At 59.6% G+C, this 16,887-nt stretch carries 17 protein-coding genes; 11 read left to right on the plus strand and 6 right to left on the minus strand.

Annotation, left to right across the window (positions count from 1 at the left end):
- Positions 1-26: 26 nt before the first annotated feature.
- Positions 27-980, plus strand: a complete 954-nt coding sequence (locus ACN0SW_RS10875; RefSeq protein ID WP_417727952.1) for a hypothetical protein — start codon at positions 27-29, stop codon at positions 978-980.
- Here the strand turns inward: ACN0SW_RS10875 and ACN0SW_RS10880 are convergent.
- Both ACN0SW_RS10880 and ACN0SW_RS10885 read right to left on the minus strand, forming a co-directional pair.
- Positions 965-2,431 carry a cobyric acid synthase gene (locus ACN0SW_RS10880; protein ID WP_417727953.1) on the minus strand — a complete coding sequence of 489 codons (1,467 nt, stop codon included), beginning with the start codon at positions 2,429-2,431 and terminating at the stop codon, positions 965-967. The genes ACN0SW_RS10875 and ACN0SW_RS10880 overlap by 16 nt on opposite strands.
- A gap of 153 nt (positions 2,432-2,584) precedes the next feature.
- Entirely contained in the window at positions 2,585-2,905 is a 321-nt protein-coding gene (locus ACN0SW_RS10885) for a DUF6280 family protein (RefSeq protein WP_037248548.1), read from the minus strand.
- Positions 2,906-3,122: 217 nt separating this feature from the next.
- Here ACN0SW_RS10885 and efp point away from each other — a divergent pair, with 217 nt between their 5' ends.
- From efp to ACN0SW_RS10900, 3 genes are all read left to right on the plus strand, one after another.
- Positions 3,123-3,686, plus strand: a complete 564-nt coding sequence (gene efp, locus ACN0SW_RS10890) for an elongation factor P (protein WP_417727954.1) — start codon at positions 3,123-3,125, stop codon at positions 3,684-3,686.
- A 235-nt stretch (positions 3,687-3,921) separates the two neighbouring features.
- Positions 3,922-4,605 carry a c-type cytochrome gene (locus ACN0SW_RS10895; RefSeq protein WP_417727955.1) on the plus strand — a complete coding sequence of 228 codons (684 nt, stop codon included), beginning with the start codon at positions 3,922-3,924 and terminating at the stop codon, positions 4,603-4,605.
- Between the two features lie 73 nt (positions 4,606-4,678).
- On the plus strand, positions 4,679-5,272 hold the full coding sequence (locus ACN0SW_RS10900; protein WP_417727956.1) for a NapC/NirT family cytochrome c: 594 nt from the start codon (positions 4,679-4,681) through the stop codon (positions 5,270-5,272).
- A 26-nt stretch (positions 5,273-5,298) separates the two neighbouring features.
- Here ACN0SW_RS10900 and ACN0SW_RS10905 read toward each other — a convergent pair whose 3' ends face one another.
- Positions 5,299-6,906: a peptide chain release factor 3 gene (locus ACN0SW_RS10905; RefSeq protein ID WP_417727957.1), complete on the minus strand. Its 1,608-nt coding sequence runs from the start codon at positions 6,904-6,906 to the stop codon at positions 5,299-5,301.
- A 42-nt stretch (positions 6,907-6,948) separates the two neighbouring features.
- On the minus strand, positions 6,949-7,962 hold the full coding sequence (locus ACN0SW_RS10910; protein ID WP_417727958.1) for a Hint domain-containing protein: 1,014 nt from the start codon (positions 7,960-7,962) through the stop codon (positions 6,949-6,951).
- A 213-nt stretch (positions 7,963-8,175) separates the two neighbouring features.
- Between ACN0SW_RS10910 and ACN0SW_RS10915 the strand changes: the two genes are divergently transcribed.
- Both ACN0SW_RS10915 and ACN0SW_RS10920 read left to right on the plus strand, forming a co-directional pair.
- On the plus strand, positions 8,176-8,955 hold the full coding sequence (locus tag ACN0SW_RS10915; RefSeq protein WP_417727959.1) for an SDR family oxidoreductase: 780 nt from the start codon (positions 8,176-8,178) through the stop codon (positions 8,953-8,955).
- A gap of 102 nt (positions 8,956-9,057) precedes the next feature.
- Positions 9,058-10,425, plus strand: coding sequence for a sodium:proline symporter (locus ACN0SW_RS10920; RefSeq protein ID WP_417727960.1), 1,368 nt, complete (start codon positions 9,058-9,060; stop codon positions 10,423-10,425).
- Positions 10,426-10,803: 378 nt separating this feature from the next.
- Here ACN0SW_RS10920 and ribA read toward each other — a convergent pair whose 3' ends face one another.
- Positions 10,804-11,892 carry a GTP cyclohydrolase II gene (ribA, locus tag ACN0SW_RS10925; protein ID WP_417727961.1) on the minus strand — a complete coding sequence of 363 codons (1,089 nt, stop codon included), beginning with the start codon at positions 11,890-11,892 and terminating at the stop codon, positions 10,804-10,806.
- Positions 11,893-12,049: 157 nt separating this feature from the next.
- Between ribA and ACN0SW_RS10930 the strand changes: the two genes are divergently transcribed.
- The 5 genes from ACN0SW_RS10930 (at position 12,050) to ACN0SW_RS10950 (ending at position 15,642) form a co-directional block, all read left to right on the plus strand.
- Positions 12,050-12,736, plus strand: coding sequence for a response regulator transcription factor (locus ACN0SW_RS10930; RefSeq protein ID WP_417727962.1), 687 nt, complete (start codon positions 12,050-12,052; stop codon positions 12,734-12,736).
- 283 nt (positions 12,737-13,019) lie between these two features.
- Positions 13,020-13,808 (plus strand): exodeoxyribonuclease III, encoded by a 789-nt coding sequence (locus tag ACN0SW_RS10935; protein WP_417727963.1) that lies wholly within the window; start codon positions 13,020-13,022, stop codon positions 13,806-13,808.
- Positions 13,809-13,859: 51 nt separating this feature from the next.
- Entirely contained in the window at positions 13,860-14,777 is a 918-nt protein-coding gene (locus tag ACN0SW_RS10940) for a tetratricopeptide repeat protein (RefSeq protein ID WP_417727964.1), read from the plus strand.
- 26 nt (positions 14,778-14,803) lie between these two features.
- Positions 14,804-15,451, plus strand: coding sequence for an LON peptidase substrate-binding domain-containing protein (locus ACN0SW_RS10945; protein WP_417727965.1), 648 nt, complete (start codon positions 14,804-14,806; stop codon positions 15,449-15,451).
- Positions 15,448-15,642 (plus strand): Trm112 family protein, encoded by a 195-nt coding sequence (locus ACN0SW_RS10950; protein WP_417727966.1) that lies wholly within the window; start codon positions 15,448-15,450, stop codon positions 15,640-15,642. The genes ACN0SW_RS10945 and ACN0SW_RS10950 overlap by 4 nt, the downstream gene beginning before the upstream one ends.
- Here the strand turns inward: ACN0SW_RS10950 and ACN0SW_RS10955 are convergent.
- On the minus strand, positions 15,639-16,853 hold the full coding sequence (locus ACN0SW_RS10955) for a cytochrome b/b6 domain-containing protein (protein WP_417727967.1): 1,215 nt from the start codon (positions 16,851-16,853) through the stop codon (positions 15,639-15,641). The two genes, ACN0SW_RS10950 and ACN0SW_RS10955, sit on opposite strands and share 4 nt — an antisense overlap.
- Between the last annotated feature and the right edge of the window lie 34 nt (positions 16,854-16,887).

A 16,887-nucleotide genomic window follows, 5' to 3' on the forward strand; every position in this document is an offset into this window, starting at 1 on the left:
CTGTCAGGCAAGAATGGTATAAGAGCATGTCTGATCCCGTGACCAATGTGGAAATCGAGGATGTCCTGTCGTCGATCCGGCGACTGGTATCCAACGGCCAATCCGAACGCCGGTCGGAGGAAAAGGTCAAACCGCGCAATGAACCTGAGATCGAGGTGAGTCGCTTGGTGCTGACACCGTCTTTGCGGGTGGATGGCTCCCCGCGCGAGCCGGCTGTGGTCGAAAAGGAAGAGCATCCGACATTTGATGCGACCGCGATTGATCGAATGCCTTTCTGGGATGAGGTGGCGGAAGCCGAAGCTCAGCCTGAAGCTGAAGCTGAAGTTGAACCTGAAGTCGAATCTGAGCTTGGGGCAGACGCAACCGTCGAAGCCGAAGGCGAAGTTGAGCTCGACGCCGCATCCGAGCCTGAAACCAATCCGTACGAGAGCGAAACCGATGAGGCCGCGCCAGAAGGTCTGGAGGCGGAACAATCAGAGGATCAAGTGCCGCTTGACCCCGAAACCGACGTATTGTCCGATGTGCAATCCGGACTGGGCCAGCAGGCCGCTGAGTTTGAGACCCTTGTCGCCGAGCGCGATGATCAATGGGAGCCGGATGGCGCATCGGGTGATGACTATGCCGGCGGGCCGGTTTCTGCGCTTAAATGGCCAGAGGCGAAAGAGCCGTCCGACGAGGATGAGACCTCTGTCGATCCCGACTGGGCCGAGGCGGATGATCTGGCCTCAGAGCGTCAGACCCAAGACTGGAAGGCCGCTGACGAGGCACAAGAGCGCGCTGTGAATGCGTCTGATCCAGATCACGGCGAGTCGCTGCTGTTGGATGATGCAATCCTTGATGAAGACGCGCTGCGCGATCTGGTGGCCGAGATCGTTCGGCAGGAGTTGCAGGGCGCGCTTGGCGAGCGGATCACCCGCAACGTCCGCAAGCTGGTGCGCCGTGAGATTCACCGCGCACTGACCAGTCAGGATTTCGATTGAGCCGGGATTTCTGCGCTAAGCGACAATAGAAGATCAAGGTCCATGTGCTGTTCGAGATGTGTTGCCAAGGCATCAAGCGTCGCCTCGACATCCGCGCCATAACGCAGGTCTGACGACGCGCCCATTCCCGCAAGAAACGACGCACGGAACTGGTCCGAGGCAAAGAGCCCGTGCAAATAGGCACCGCGCACCCGACCATTGGCCGAGCCTGCGCCCTCGGGGCGATCGCCCACCCGCAACCAAGCGCGTGCGCAATCCGGCCCGGTGGTTTCACCCAGATGGATTTCATAGCCCTCTACGCGGTCGCCACTTTCGAGATAGCTGGCCTGCGTGAGTGCGAGCCGTTTTTCGGGCTTCATCACCGTCACCACATCAAGATGCCCCAGACCGGGGACCGAGGCGGGCGGGCCCTCGATGCCGTCGGGGTCTTCGATACGCTGGCCCAGCATCTGATAGCCGCCGCAGATACCCAGCACATGCCCGCCACGTCGGATATGCGCCGCAAGGTCGATATCCCAGCCCTGAGCCCGGAAATGCGCAAGATCGGCAATGGTGGATTTACTGCCGGGAATGAGCACCAAATTGGCATCGCCGGGCAGGGGTTGGCCTGCGGCGATGATCTCGACGGTGACGCCCGGTTCGCTGCTCAGGGGGTCGAGGTCATCGAAATTGGCGATGCGGCCCAGACGGGGAACCGCCACTTTGAACGTGCCACCCTTGGTCGAGGCAATATCCATCACATCTTCTGCTGGCAATCGCCAAGCCTCGGTGAACCATGGCACAACGCCGAGAGAGGGCCAGCCTGTGCGTGTCTCTATTTCGCGCAGACCGTCGTCAAAGAGACTGACATCGCCCCGAAACTTGTTGATGGCAAACCCCTTGATCCGGGTGGCGTCCTCGGGGGGGAGCACGGCTTGGGTGCCGACGATTTGCGCGATCACGCCGCCTCGGTCAATGTCTCCGACAAGGACCACTGGCACACCCGCTGCCTCGGCAAAACCCATGTTGGCGATATCGCCTGCGCGCAGATTGATTTCCGCCGGGCTGCCGGCGCCTTCGATCAGTACGAGATCGGCGGTCGCGGCAAGACGGTGAAAACTCTCCAAGGTGGGGACGAGCAGTTGCGGCTTGGCCTTTGCATAGTCGCGGGCGCGCAGCGTGGCAAAGCGGTGACCCTGCACGATCACCTGCGCGCCGATGTCGCTCTCGGGCTTGAGTAACACCGGGTTCATGTCCGTATGGGGCGCACGATTGGCCGCGCGCGCCTGAAGCGCCTGCGCGCGGCCGATTTCGCCGCCATCCACCGTTACGGCGGCGTTGTTGGACATGTTCTGCGGTTTGAAAGGGGCGACATTCAGGCCACGCCGGGCAAAGGCGCGCGCCAATCCCGCGACCAGCATCGACTTGCCCACATTAGAGCCGGCCCCCTGAATCATGATCGCGCGTGTCATTCTGTTGTCCCGTCGCTGCTTTTGCGCTGTGATACAAACTGCACGGGCGCAGCGGAAGGCAGATCACGCCGCAGCGCGCCTTTTTCCCGACGTCAAAGCAAAAGCCCTGCCGGTGAGGCAGGGCCTTGAACACTTAGCGGATCGCTCAGCCTATCAGGCGGCTTCGGCCTGTGCGGCTGCATTGCGGCGTTCGCTCTCTTCGCGCGACAGCGCTACGGAGGTGCGTACGCCTTTGGATACGAAATCCATAAGACCGGAGACCACACGCTCGTTCGGGTCGATCCCGGCGCAAGACAAGACTTCACGGCCATCGCGCGAGCGTGCCCAGCGGGCAATCTGCTCGGGACCATTGCCGTATTTCTTGTCATCAGAAATAGCGTCATCCAGCGCGGCCAGTACGACGGCCGCAAAAAGTTTACGAGCACGGTTGCCCTGTTCGGCGTTGAAAGCCGTACCGTCAACGAAATCCTTCATCATTCGTCCTTGTTCTTATTGCTCTTGCGTTTTGGGCGTGACGGACCTTATGGCGGAGTTTTTGCGATTCGGATAGAGTGTAGATGCATAACTTCTATGCAATTTTTGCATACCTCCTGCCGGCACGGAACGACATATCGTTGTCTTGCCACCCTTCTTCCCTCCAGATATAGGGAGCGACAATCCCTTATCAACCTTTTGTCATGGTTTGAACGCAATGCCCAAGATCAACGGAAACGAAATTCGCCCCGGCAACGTGCTGGAACATAACGGTGGCCTTTGGGCCGCGGTCAAGGTCGATCACGTCAAACCCGGCAAAGGCGGTGCCTTTGCTCAGGTTGAGATGAAGAACCTTCGCAACGGTACCAAACTGAACGAACGCTTTCGCAGCGCCGATAAGGTCGAGCGGGTCCGTCTGGAGCAGAAGGACCAGCAGTTCCTTTATGAAGAGAACGGCAAGCTGGTGTTCATGGATACTGAAACCTATGAGCAGATCGAACTGCCCGCCGATCTTTTGGGGGAGCGTCGCCCGTTCCTGCAGGACGGCATGACCATCACGGTGGAATTCCACGAGAGCGAGGCGCTGCACGCCTCCTTGCCGCAGAAAGTGACCTGCAAGATCGTCGAGACCGAGCCGGTGGTCAAGGGTCAGACCGCAGCCAACAGCTTTAAGCCTGCGATCCTCGACAATGGCGTCAAGGTCATGGTGCCGCCGTTTGTTGGCCCCGATGAGGATATCATCGTCAACACCGAGACCATGGAATATTCCGAACGCGCCTGAGGGCAAGTTTGACGTCTGTTTGCGGTCTTTGGTGGCAGGTCCGACGCGGCCTGTCACCAAGGACCGCATTTCAAAGTTTTTGTCTAACTTGATGATCTGAATCAAGATAAGATTTTTGAGACGGTCGTATACTCCGAACGGGGAGGCGATCTGAGAATTGGCTCTCAGGTTCATTCCTCCCTTGTGGTTTTGGAGGAATGCAATGATTTTTCAAGCAAAGACCAGGACGTGTGGTTTGCCAGTTGTTGTGGCGGCTCTGTCTATGGTTGCCGGAACTGCGGCCTATGCCGCCGATGAAGGTTCTGTCGCGCGAGGCGGCAGGCTCTATGACAAATGGTATTCGGTGACCGGACAAGATGCGCCGGCCGAGTCGCACAAGCTGTATCCCGCGAGCGCGAAATACGCCGACAAGCCCGGAACAAATTGGCGCTGCAAGGAGTGTCATGGCTGGGACGGGATGGGGGTGGATGGTGCCTATTCCGGGGGCAAGCATTTTTCCGGGATCAAGGGCATAAATGGTATGAAAGGTGGCGATCCGGCAGCGGTGATTGCGCTCTTGTCGGCCCCGGCCCACGGATTTGGTGACTATCTCGGCGAGCAGGATTTGACTGATCTTGCGAATTTCGTGGTCCAGGGGCAGGACAGCTATGCCGCTTACGTCAGCGACGGCAAGATCGTCGGCGACGTGGAGCGGGGCAAGCAGGTCTATGGCACTGTCTGCGCCAATTGCCATGGTGACGAGGGCAAACTGCCCAAGGAAATGCCTCCGCTGGCCTCTCTTACCGGAAACCCGTGGGAGTTGATGCACAAAGTGCTGAACGGTCAGCCCAAAGAAGTAATGCCTGCGCTGCGGGTGTTTGACCATCAGAACGCAGCGGACGTGATTGCCTATATCGAGGCGGAATTGCCCAAGGAGTAGAGCGTGATCACGTCACATGAAGGGCCGGGCGCACAGGGATGTGCCCGGTGCAACATTTTGGGAAGTAATGGTAATGACGAAACGTCTCAAACAACTATGGCACTGGTTCACACGGCCTAGCGTCCTGATTGGGCAAGGGGTGCTGCTGGTGATTGGCGGGATCGGTGGGATCATCTTTTGGGGCGGATTTCACACCGCCATGGAGGCAACCAATACGTTGGAGTTCTGCGTCTCCTGCCATGAGATGCGAGACACGGTTTTTGAGGAATACAAGACGTCCGTGCATTACAAGAATGCGTCCGGAGTGCGTGCCATCTGTTCCGATTGCCATGTTCCGCATGACTGGGGTCCAAAGGTGCTGCGCAAAATTCAGGCGAGCAATGAACTTTGGCATACTGTGCGCGGCACCATCAACACGCCGGAGAAGTTCGAGGCCAAACGAGAGCAGCTTGCCATGCATGTCTGGGCTACGATGAAGGCCACGAATTCGCGCGAATGCCGCAATTGTCACAGTTTTGAAGCGATGGATTTCGACAAACAGGCGCGCCGCTCGCGCGAAAAGATGGAGGTGGTGGCGTTGGAAGGCCATGCGCCAGACGGGTCGTCAACCTGCATCGATTGTCACAAGGGGATTGCCCACAAGCTGCCAAAGGTAGAGCGCGATTGAGTGCGGCGCGACGGATGTCGCGCCGTTCAGACCATCATCTCTTTGGTCGCGGTCAGCGTGACATCGGGGTAATCGCGCGCGATGCGGTCGATGTCCCATTGCAGGCGCGTGAGGTAGACAATGTCGCCGTCATGATCATGGGCGATGTGCTGTTTGTTGGCGGCAGTGAATTGTTCCACCGCCTGTTTGTCGCCTGAAACCCACCGGGCCGAGGTGAATTGCGAGCCTTCAAAGCGCACCGGCAGGCCGTATTCCAGCTCGATCCGGCTGGCCAGCACCTCGAATTGCAGTGCGCCCACGACACCCACGATAAAGCCAGAGCCAAAGGCCGGTTTGAAAACCTTGGCGGCACCTTCCTCGGCGAATTGCATCAGCGCTTTTTCAAGATGCTTGGCCTTCATCGGATCGCCCGCGCGGGCCTGTTGCAAGAGTTCCGGGGCAAAGGACGGGATGCCGGTCACGCGCAGCGCCTCGCCTTCGGTCAGCGTATCGCCGATGCGCAACTGCCCGTGGTTCGGGATGCCGATGATGTCACCGGCCCATGCCTCTTCGGCCAATTCCCGGTCGGCTGCGAGAAACAGCACCGGCGCCGAGACCGTGATCGGTTTTTTCAAGCGCACATGCGTGAGCTTCATGCCGCGTTTGAAATGCCCCGAGGCAAGACGGACAAAGGCCACGCGGTCGCGGTGCTTGGGGTCCATATTGGCCTGCACCTTAAAGACAAAGCCGGTCACTTGTGTCTCTTCAGGGGCAATCGCGCGAGGGCTGGCCTTTTGCACCTGCGGCTCGGGTCCATAGGTGCCGATGCCGTCCATCAATTCCTTGACGCCAAAGGAATTGATGGCAGAGCCGAACCAGATGGGCGTCATATGCCCCTCAAGCACCGATTGCGGATCGAGCGCGGGCAAGAGTTCGCGCGCCATCTCGATTTCCTCGCGCAGCTTTTCGATGAGGTCAGCGGGCACATGCTGGGCCAGATTCGGATCATCCAGCCCGTCGATCTTGATCGATTCCGCCACCTTGTTACGGTCGGCGCGGTCCATCAGTTCGAGGCGATTGTTCAGCATGTCATAGCAGCCGATAAAATCGCGGCCCATGCCGATGGGCCAACTGGCCGGGGTCACGTCAATCGCAAGGTTTTGCTGGATCTCGTCGATGATATCAAAGGTATCGCGCGCCTCGCGGTCCATCTTGTTGCAAAAGGTCAGGATCGGCAGGTCGCGCAACCGGCAGACCTCAAAGAGCTTCTGCGTCTGGCTCTCCACCCCTTTGGCACCGTCAATCACCATCACGGCGGCATCGACAGCCGTCAGCGTGCGGTATGTGTCCTCGGAGAAATCCGAGTGGCCGGGCGTGTCCACGAGATTGAAACGGAAACGGCCAAAGTCGAAAGACATGGCCGAAGCCGAGACCGAGATGCCCCGGTCCTTTTCCATCTGCATAAAGTCCGAACGCGTGCGCCGGGCCTCGCCCTTGGCGCGCACCTGTCCGGCCATTTGGATGGCGCCCCCGTAGAGGAGGAATTTTTCAGTCAGCGTCGTCTTGCCCGCATCGGGATGCGAGATGATCGCAAAGGTGCGGCGGCGGGCAATCTCTGCCGGCAGATCGGGGCGGTTTGAAAGGGTGTTCAACATGGGGCCGCATATAGAGGCCCGCGCGTGCGCGCGCAACATAGCTCAGCGCGTCGAGGCTCGTTTCAGAATATCGGCGGCGTGGGGATGGTTGAGCAGCGCCTGGCCAACCTCGAATTGCACATGGCTTGAAACGCTGTGACCTGAAATTTGCTGGCTCAGTGCCTCTTTGAGATCGGCGGGCAGGGCGGCGCTTGTGCGTGGGTCCACCAGCAGCGTTTCGGCGGCAATACCTTCGGCATAGATGATCTGATGCCGGTCAAACAGCAATTGCACATAATCAACAAAGCCGCCGCTTTCGCGCCGCACTGTATCGCCATTCACCAGATGGCGGGCGCGCACCAGCACCTCGGCACGGCCCGCGCCCAAGGCATCTGACCGCTGATAGATAAAGAGCCGGTGATCCGGGCTGACCAGCAGGTCGTTTTCATTGTGCAACGCCCCGGCAGATATCCGTATGGGGGCGAAATCGCCCACTGCGCGCACCGTTGTTTGCCCGATCCAGCGGATTGGCCGTACCCCGTCATCGCGGGTCAGGATCATATCGCCGGGCTGCAATGTTTCGACCTGCCGCTGTTCGCCCGTCGCCATGGTGATATGCGTGCCGCGTGAAAAGGATACGCAAGCGACCTGTGCGAATTTTTGCAGCACATTGTCGGTATCAATTCCGACGAGGGCATAGCCGGTCTTGGGCCGCATCTGCGCCAGAGGCATGGCAAAGACCTCAACCACGTTGCCTGCGTCATCAACCTCGACCAGCACCAGCATTTCAGAGGTGCGCCCGGTGCCTGACATGAGCGTGAGGCAGCTATCCAGATGGAGCTGTGCGCCGGGTCGGCCAATCTCTGATCCGTGCGCGATGGTAAACGGGTCGCCACCCTGAAGCGACATGGAGAGGCGGAACTGCCGGGCCTGGTTTTGCAACTCGTAGACATCGTCAAGATCAAGCTCGACTGCAAAGGACAGCGCATCGCCCATGTTGGCGCCGTTCACCACGCGAAAATCGAGCCCCTGATAAACAGACACGACATGGTCAGAGAGGGCGGTGTCAGAAGTCATCGACTGCGCGTTCTCCAAGAGCCGGGAACGGAGAGATTTCCATTCATAAATGTCAGCTTAGAATTATAGCGGCATGGCGTCAATCTGACGGGAACTCTGGTATTCGACCCTCTGGCACCAGCGGGGGCTGGTCGCGCGCGGTGACGGGTAAACATCTGGCCAATCTGCATCGGACAGTGTTTATTCCGCGTCGAAACATCAGGAGGACGAGATATGGATGTGGGGATCAAGGGCAAGAGGGCGTTGGTTTGCGCATCGTCCAAGGGGCTGGGGCTGGGGTGTGCGCGGGCGCTGGCCGAGGCGGGCGTCGATCTGGTGATGAATGCCCGCGGGTCCGAGGCGCTCGAGGCTGCGGCGACGGCGATTCGCTCTGAATTTGGCGTCGAGGTGATCACGGTTGCCGCAGATATTACCTCTGAGGCTGGACGCGCGGCTGTGCTCAACGTGGCGCAGGACGTGGATATTCTGGTCAATAATGCGGGAGGACCACCGCCGGGCCTGTGGTCGGATTGGGAACGGGATGATTTCATTCGGGCGCTTGATGCCAACATGCTGACACCGATTGCGCTGATCAAGGCACTGGTGCCGGGTATGATGGCGCGCGGCTGGGGCAGGGTGGTCAATATCACCTCGCAATCGGTCAAGGCACCGATCGCGGCCCTTGGCCTGAGCAATTCAGCGCGGGCCGGGCTGACGGGCTATGTTGCGGGAACATCGCGGCAAGTGGCGGGCAAAGGGGTGACCATGAACAATCTCTTGCCCGGAATTCACGCCACGGATCGTGCCACCTCGCTCGACCGGGGCGTGTCAGAGGCGCAAGGGATCAGCATGGATGAGGCCAAGGCGCGGCGTTGTGCCAGCATCCCGGCGGGGCGGTATGGCACGGCGCAGGAATTCGGCGCGGCCTGCGCGTTCCTGTGCAGTCAGCATGCCGGGTTCATCGTCGGACAAAACATCCTGTTGGATGGCGGCGGGGTGAACGCGACGCTCTGAGCGACCGTGGTCACGAAGTTGTAAACAGCCCCATTAGGGGCTGTTCTACCCTTGCCCAGATTGATAGCGCTATGTGCGTAACCACCGGGGGGAATACTCATTATGCAAGCATTGGCGATCATTGGCCTTTTTGGGCTGGTCATTCTGGGAAGCCTGCTCGTCGCGCCACGGCGCGCAACGATTGACGGATTTTTCAGCGGCAAAGGGACCGATGGCCGTGCGCCGGGGCTCTGGGTTTTGGTGCTGAGTCAGGTGACGACGTGGATTTTTGCACGCTCGCTGATGAATTCGGCGATTCTGGGTTATTTTTACGGGATTTGGGGCACGCTGGCCTATGCCGCCTATTATGGCTCGTTCCTGACGGGGGGCTTTATCGTAGGACGTTTGCGTGCCCAAGGCGCGCTGTCGGTGCAGGACTGGCTGGGCGTGCGGTTCGGGGCCATGGGCAATGCCTGTTACAATCTGGTGATCGGGCTGCGGCTCTTGTCTGAGGTGTTTGCCAATCTGCTGGTTGTGGGGCTGATCTTTGCTGCCGCCTTGCCGGAAATGGGTGTCGCGCGCGACGCCTCTATTCTGATCGTGGCGGTGCTGGGCCTGATCTACAGCGCTTGGGGCGGGCTGAGCGCTGCGCTGCGCACGGATGTTCTTCAGATGGTGGTCTTTCTCGGCGTGTTTGTCGTGGCATTTGTGGCTCTCGTGCTCAGCCCCGGTTTTCATATCGGCGCGGTCCTGACGGCGCCAGGCACAGCGGGGGCCTGGAACGGGCAGGTTCTGTTGCTGGTGGCTTTGCTGCAGGTCTTCTCTTATCCGGCGCATGATCCAGTGATGATGGACCGTGGTTTTATTGCCGATCCCGAAACCACGCGGCGGTCATTCCTGCACGCCTTTTGGATTTCGACCCTCTGCATCATTGGCTTTGGCTTTTTCGGCATTCAGGCCGGGCTGGTCGGGGCCGAATACGAAGGCGAGTTGATCGGTACATGGGCGGGAATGTTTCCGGCCTGGCTTTTTGTCGCGCTTTTGGTTTCGCTGCTTATTTCTGCGCTCAGCACGCTCGATTCCGCGTTGGCCAGTGCCGCAAGATTGGTGGTGGATGAGCTCAAGCTGGGCGGCCGGTCGTTGGCTGGCGGACGCATTGCGATGGTGGTTTTCATGGTGTTGGGCACGGGGCTTACGCTCTGGGGCAATCAGACGTTGTTTGATGCGGTCGCCGTTTCGGGCACGGCGAGCATGTTCCTTACGCCTGTTCTGATCGTAGGTTTGGTGATGGGGCGTCAGATTGCGCTCTGGTCCTATCTGGTGGCATTCAGTGCGGCGATGTTTGGGGCTGTGCTCTATTTTGCGCGCGGGGCGGAGTGGGCTGTCGCGATCCTGCCTGAAGCGCACAAATATGAGCAGCTCTTGGTGATTTGTGCGGCGGTTCTGGCAGTCGGGTTTGCTGCTGTGCTGAGTGGAGCGCGGCGCGGGTGAGCCTTGCTAAGATCTCGTAACGGCTTAGGTCTCTGGGGATGCATATCGCCAGAGACCGTTCTTTATGCGCGCGGTCATTGTCCTGCTGTCAGTGAGTTTCCTGAGCACCGGGAGTTCACCCTCGAAGACTTGTTTGACCGGCAGGTCGCGGCGCGGGCGCTTGGGATGGCGAAGGTCTGATCCTGAACGAAGCCGTGACTGTAAGGACGGCAGCACCGAAACCCGCGTTTGGATCCTGAGTAAGACCGCCGGTCAGACATGGCACGGCGCGGCGCCGGGGGGGGATCTGACCGGCCAGCGGTCAAGAGCGTGGCGATACGTTCCACACCTGACCACGCGCGGGGCAAGAGCCGCAAATCTCAGCAGAGGCCAATCAGCTCACAGCATGTGCCCCGATTTCGCCGCCTTGGTTGCGAGATAGGCATGGTTATGCGCGTTCTCCCCCAGTTTCAGCGGCACACGTTCGACCACCTCAATTCCGTTTTGGCGCATCATCTCGATCTTGGCAGGGTTGTTGGTCAAAAGCCGCACAGCGGAGAACCCCATCAGCGACAGGATGCGCGCGCCAATCCGAAAATCCCGCTCGTCATCCTCAAAGCCCAGCCGATGATTGGCCTCGACCGTATCAAACCCTTGATCTTGTAAAGAATAGGCGCGCATCTTGTTGGCAAGGCCAATGCCGCGCCCCTCTTGGTTGAGATAGAGCAGGACACCGGCACCCGCCGCCCCCATCTGCGCCAGAGCGCCGCGCAACTGCGGGCCACAGTCGCATTTGAGGCTGCCCATCAGATCGCCGGTGAAACAGGCCGAATGCAGCCGCGCAAGCACCGGTGCGCTGCGGTCGGGTTGGCCGATTTCGATGGCGTAATGTTCCTCGCCACCGTCTTCGGGGCGAAAGATGTGCAGGCGCCCGGCCTCTGAAACCGCCAGCGGCAAGCGCGCGCTCACAACCGGATGCAATGGGCTTGTCGCCTCAAGCCGCGCAGCGGCGGCGGTGTCCAGCAGCGTGAGCCCGTTGCGTTGGGCAAACTCCACGCCGTTCGGCAATGGCAACACCAGCGCGGCAGGCAAGAGCCGGGCCGATTTCACCAGAATCAGCGCCAGCCGGTGCAGATCGACGACGCCACCGCGCTCTGAAGTAAGTGGTCCCTTCATCGGGCTTTTGAGATCATCTGCCGGGTCCGCAACGGCAAGGATCCAGCCCAGAGAGACATCAGGAGGCAGGAGCACGCGCGCCAAATCGCCATCATAGGCGCGTGCCTTGAGGGTGGCGGCGCGGCGCGCGGTGATGGTCAAGACGGGCACGCCTCCAAGGGCGCGCAGATCAGCCAGACGCTGTGCCTCAAGGGTTTCGGCGGCCATAACCAGACCGGAGCCTTCTGGTCCGGTCAACACCACGGGCACGCCCATGCGCAGATCACTGCGCGCGCGCGCGGCGATTTCAGTGAGATCGGGGGCAAGGCTCATGCGGCGCTCCTGTCTTTGGGCCTTGTTTAGATATAAGCTTTTGTAACGAATTGAAAGAAACGCTCGCGCTGCAACACTAGGGCGTGAATGTACTGTTGTATATCTTGCTGCAACGTCGCTTGTACCGCATGTTCGGAGAAAGGAAGGGGAAACTGAGATGGCACAAGTCAAGAAAATTCTTCTCGTGGATGATGATGAAGACCTGCGTGAAGCCCTTGGCGAGCAGCTGGTCATGACCGAAGACTTCGATGTGTTCGAGGCCGCAAGCGGGGCCAGCGCGATGAGCAAAATCAAGGATATGATTTATGATCTGGTGATCCTTGATGTGGGCCTGCCCGACACCGATGGGCGCGAGCTGTGCCGGCTGATGCGCAAGCAGGGGGTCAAAGCCCCGATTCTGATGCTGACCGGCCATGACGGCGATGCCGACACCATCCTTGGACTGGATGCCGGGGCCAATGATTACATCACCAAACCCTTCAAGTTTCCGGTGCTCCTGGCCCGTATCCGCGCACAACTGCGCCAGCATGAGCAATCCGAGGATGCGGTGTTTCAGCTTGGGCCATATACGTTCAAGCCAGCCATGAAGATGTTGGTCTCAGAGGATGAACGCAAAGTGCGTTTGACCGAGAAAGAGACAAATATCCTTAAATATCTGTACCGTGCGACCGAAGGTGTGGTGCCGCGGGATATCCTGCTGCACGAGGTCTGGGGGTATAACGCCGGGGTGACGACCCACACGCTGGAAACGCATATTTACCGATTGCGGCAAAAGATCGAGCCCGATCCAAGTAATGCTCGCCTCTTGGTTACAGAATCGGGCGGATATCGTCTTGTGGTTTAAAAGGCACGGTTTGATGACCTGTATTAAAGTCGTATCTGCGACTGGGTATTAATCTGCTATCATTAGTCATGTGTGCGGTTACACACATGAACCTCCCTGTTGGACTGCCCCGGCTTTGCGCCGGGGTTTCTTTTTGCGTGGTCCGGTTTTGCAGGGGGGGGCGTTGGCGGAGAGTGCCGTGTTGGCGATTTGCCGCAACGGGATACCGAATCACGCCAATCACGGCTGGAAACGCCGGGCGCATCCCTCTACTGTCCGCCTCAACCAAGACAGGAGATGCCGTATGCCTTTTACCCTCGCCACATGGAACATCAATTCGGTTCGTCTGCGCGAAGGGCTGGTGGCAAAGCTGATGCAGGAAGAGATGCCGGATATCCTGTGCCTTCAGGAATGTAAGAGCCCGGTTGACAAGATGCCGCTCGAGTCCTTTGCAGCCCTTGGATATGGTCACGTCGTGGCGCGCGGGCAAAAAGGATACAATGGCGTCGCCATCCTGTCCAAGCTGCCAATGACTGACGCCGGGGATATGGACTTTGCGGATCTGGGACATGCGCGGCATGTGGCCGGACGGCTGGAGAACGGCGTAGTGATCCACAATTTCTATGTTCCCGCCGGAGGCGATGTGCCGGACCGCGCAGTTAATGAAAAATTCGGTCAGAAACTCGATTACCTGACCGGGATGCGCGACTGGTTCCGTGACAGCCGACCGGAAAAATCCATTCTCGTGGGCGATCTCAACATCGCCCCGCGCGAGGACGACGTCTGGAATCACAAGCAACTTCTCAAGATCGTCAGCCACACCCCCATCGAGATTGAGCATTTAGGCGATGTGATGGAGGCGGGTGGTTGGCAGGATGTGACCCGCGCCGATATTCCGGAGGGGCTGCTTTACAGTTGGTGGTCCTACCGCGCGCGCGACTGGGATGAAGCGGACAAGGGGCGCAGGCTCGATCATGTGTGGGCCAGCGCGGATATCGGCCAGAGCGCCCATTCCAGCCGGATTCTGCGCGCGGCGCGCGGCTGGGACCAACCCTCGGATCATGCGCCGGTATTTGCGACATTTGATCTTTGACTCCGCCCGCCGCGCCCTCATATAGGGGCAAATGTTACAAGGAGGCTGAACATGCTGGAACTGGGCAAGAACCAAAGCGCCCCTGCGGCGGGTGATCTGATCAAGGATGTGTCCGAGGCCACCTTTATGGCGGATGTGGTGGACGCTTCGCAGACCGTGCCGGTGATCGTCGATTTCTGGGCACCGTGGTGTGGGCCGTGCAAGACATTGGGCCCGGCGCTTGAGGCGGCCGTGACGCGCGCCAAAGGGGCGGTCAAGATGGCCAAGATCAATGTCGATCAGAACCAAATGATCGCGGGCCAGATGCGGGTGCAGTCGATACCCACCGTCTATGCCTTTTGGCAGGGCCAGCCGATTGACGGATTTCAGGGCGCATTGCCCCCTTCCGAGATCGACGCCTTTGTCGCGCGGGTCATAGAGGCCGCTGGCGGCGCGGCGGGCGGCGGACTTGACGAGGCGCTCGATGCCGCTGACGAGATGCTGGAAACCGGTGCAGTGACCGATGCGGCGCAGACCTATGCCGCGATCCTGCAAGAAGACCCTATGAATGCCCGTGGCTATGCCGGGCTTGCCCGTGCGCATATGGCCTTGGGAGAGTTGGATCAGGCCGAGGCAATCCTGAACGGTGCCCCCGCCGAGATCAGCCACGCGGCTGAAATCGATGCAGTTCATGCGCAACTGGCGCTTGCCCGACAGGCACAGGATGCCGGTCCCGTCAACGAGTTGCGCTCTGCCGTCGAGGCCGACCCGGAAAATTTGCAGGCACGGTTTGACCTCGCGCAGGCGCTCTATGCCACCGGGCAGGCGCAAGAGGCGGTGAACGAATTGCTGGAGCTGTTCCGCCGCGACCGGGAATGGAATGAGGGGGCCGCCAAGGCGCAGCTTTTCATCATCTTCGAGGCGCTCAAGCCGAATGACCCGGTCTTGCTCAGTGGGCGGCGCAAGTTGACCTCAATGATATTTGCCTGAGCCGCAGTGCGGGCTAGGTTAGACGCATGACATACAAGCTCGATTTGCCAGAGATCATTCCCGTCTTTCCATTGCCCGGTGCGCTCTTGTTGCCCAGATCGCGCTTGCCTCTGCATTTGTTCGAGCCGCGCTATCTGGCGATGCTTGAGGATGCGCTGAAAACCCCGGAGCGGTTGATCGGGATGATCCAACCCAACCGCGTGCCGGGCCGCGAGGGCGGCACCGGGCTGCATGCGATCGGCTGTGTGGGGCGGGTCACGCAGTTTTCCGAAACCGAGGACGGGCGGTATATGGTCACGTTGACCGGCCTCTCCCGGTTCCGAATTCTGGAAGAGGTTGAGGGGTTTACCCCCTATCGGCGTGCACGGGTCTCTTGGACCGGGTTCGAGCATGATCTGGGGCCAGTGGACAGTGATCCCGGCTTTGATCGGCGCGCCTTTCTCAGCCTGCTGGCCCGCTACTTTCAGGCGCGCGAGCTTCAGACGGATTGGGACTCGCTGAAAGAGGCCGAGGAGGAATTGCTGATCAATTCACTCTCGATGCTGTTGGGGTTTGAGCCAGAGGACAAACAGGCGCTGCTGGAGGCCCCATCGCTCAGCACGCGCCGCGAGACCCTTGTGACGCTTATCGAATATGTGCTGCGGGGCGGCGACAATGAGGACATTATGCAATGAATGATGATATCCAACCTGCTCCGGCCTTTGATCGCCGCATGTTAGAGGCGCTGATCTGCCCGCAAACGCATACAACGCTTGAGTATGACATGGCGGCACAGGAATTGATCAGCCGCGCCGCTGGTCTGGCCTTTCCCATTCGCAACGGCATTCCGGTGATGTTGATCGACGAGGCGCGCAAGCTCGATTAATTTGCCCGCACGGCGGTTAATTCAAAGCTGACGTCGACCCCAAAGCCCAAGGATTTTTCATCCGTCACCCCGCTTCCGATGTTGAAGTCGCGCCGGTCGAGGGAGAGTGTGCCCCGAGCCGTGGCCGTATCCCCCGCGATGCTCAGATCAAACGGCAACTCGACCGGCACGGATTGATCACGGATCGTCAGCGTGCCACGCGCGAATTGACCGTTTGCGCTGGCCAGAAGGTCGGCGGAAAATACGGCGGTTGGAAATTCCGTGGTGTTGAAGAAATCCGCGCCCATCGCCTGTTGCGTCACTGACCCGAGCGAGAACGAGGCGATCCCGATCGTGACCTCGACATGGCCATGGATGCCGTCAGCGTTCGGCGTTTCCGCATAGGTGATATCGGCGGTCCATTCGCCAAAGCTACCGGTCACGGCAGAGCCCAGTTGCTGCACCGTCACCTGCAACTGCCCGCTCTCGACCTGCCAGTCACTCTCGACGGCTGTCAGTGTTGCGGGCCCATCTGATTTTGAAATCGCGAACCAGCCAAGCGCCGTTGCCCCCCCCATGGCTCCGACCCAAATTGCCAAGGCGGCGATCACGGGCAGGGCATGGTTGGGCTGTCGCGCCGTGGGAGTCGCGTCAATGCGTCCCGGCAGCATGCGGCGCAGGGTGGCGTCACCATCCAGCAGATGATGCTTGAGCGCGCCCGCCACATGCGCGGCAATTGCGCCGGTCATCACCAGCATAAAAAGATAATGCAGGGATGATGCCAGTCCTGACAGGGTCTCTGACTTTGGCACCCACGGCAAGTCTTGCCCCAAGGGCCACCAAATGGGTGCAAAGCCGGAGGTTGCAGCGTGATGCACCCAGCCCGTGAGCGGCACAAGCACGAGCGAGCCATAAAGCAGCCAATGCACGGTTTCTGCAGCCAAGGACTCAAGGCCCCGGTCCCCATTCAACAGCGCCGGTTTTGGTTGGTTGAGCGCCCAGAGGATACGGGCCAAGGCCACAAAGAAAATCGCAACCCCTAATGTTTTGTGTATTGAAAACAATAGTTTTGCGCGTTCTATCAGGTCCTCGGCCGGCGCTGCCTGAATCTCGTTCGCCAGTTCGGTGGCATACCAGCCCAAGGGCAGGTTCGAGAGGATTAAGAGCGCAGTGAGCCAGTGAAAACTCTTGGTTACGCTGCCATAGGTGGTGGCAGAATTGGAAAATGGCATCGCAAGGCTCCTCTTGGGTGCGCTCGCACTCTAG

Source organism: Roseovarius sp., assembly GCF_048262375.1.
Taxonomy (GTDB): domain Bacteria; phylum Pseudomonadota; class Alphaproteobacteria; order Rhodobacterales; family Rhodobacteraceae; genus Roseovarius.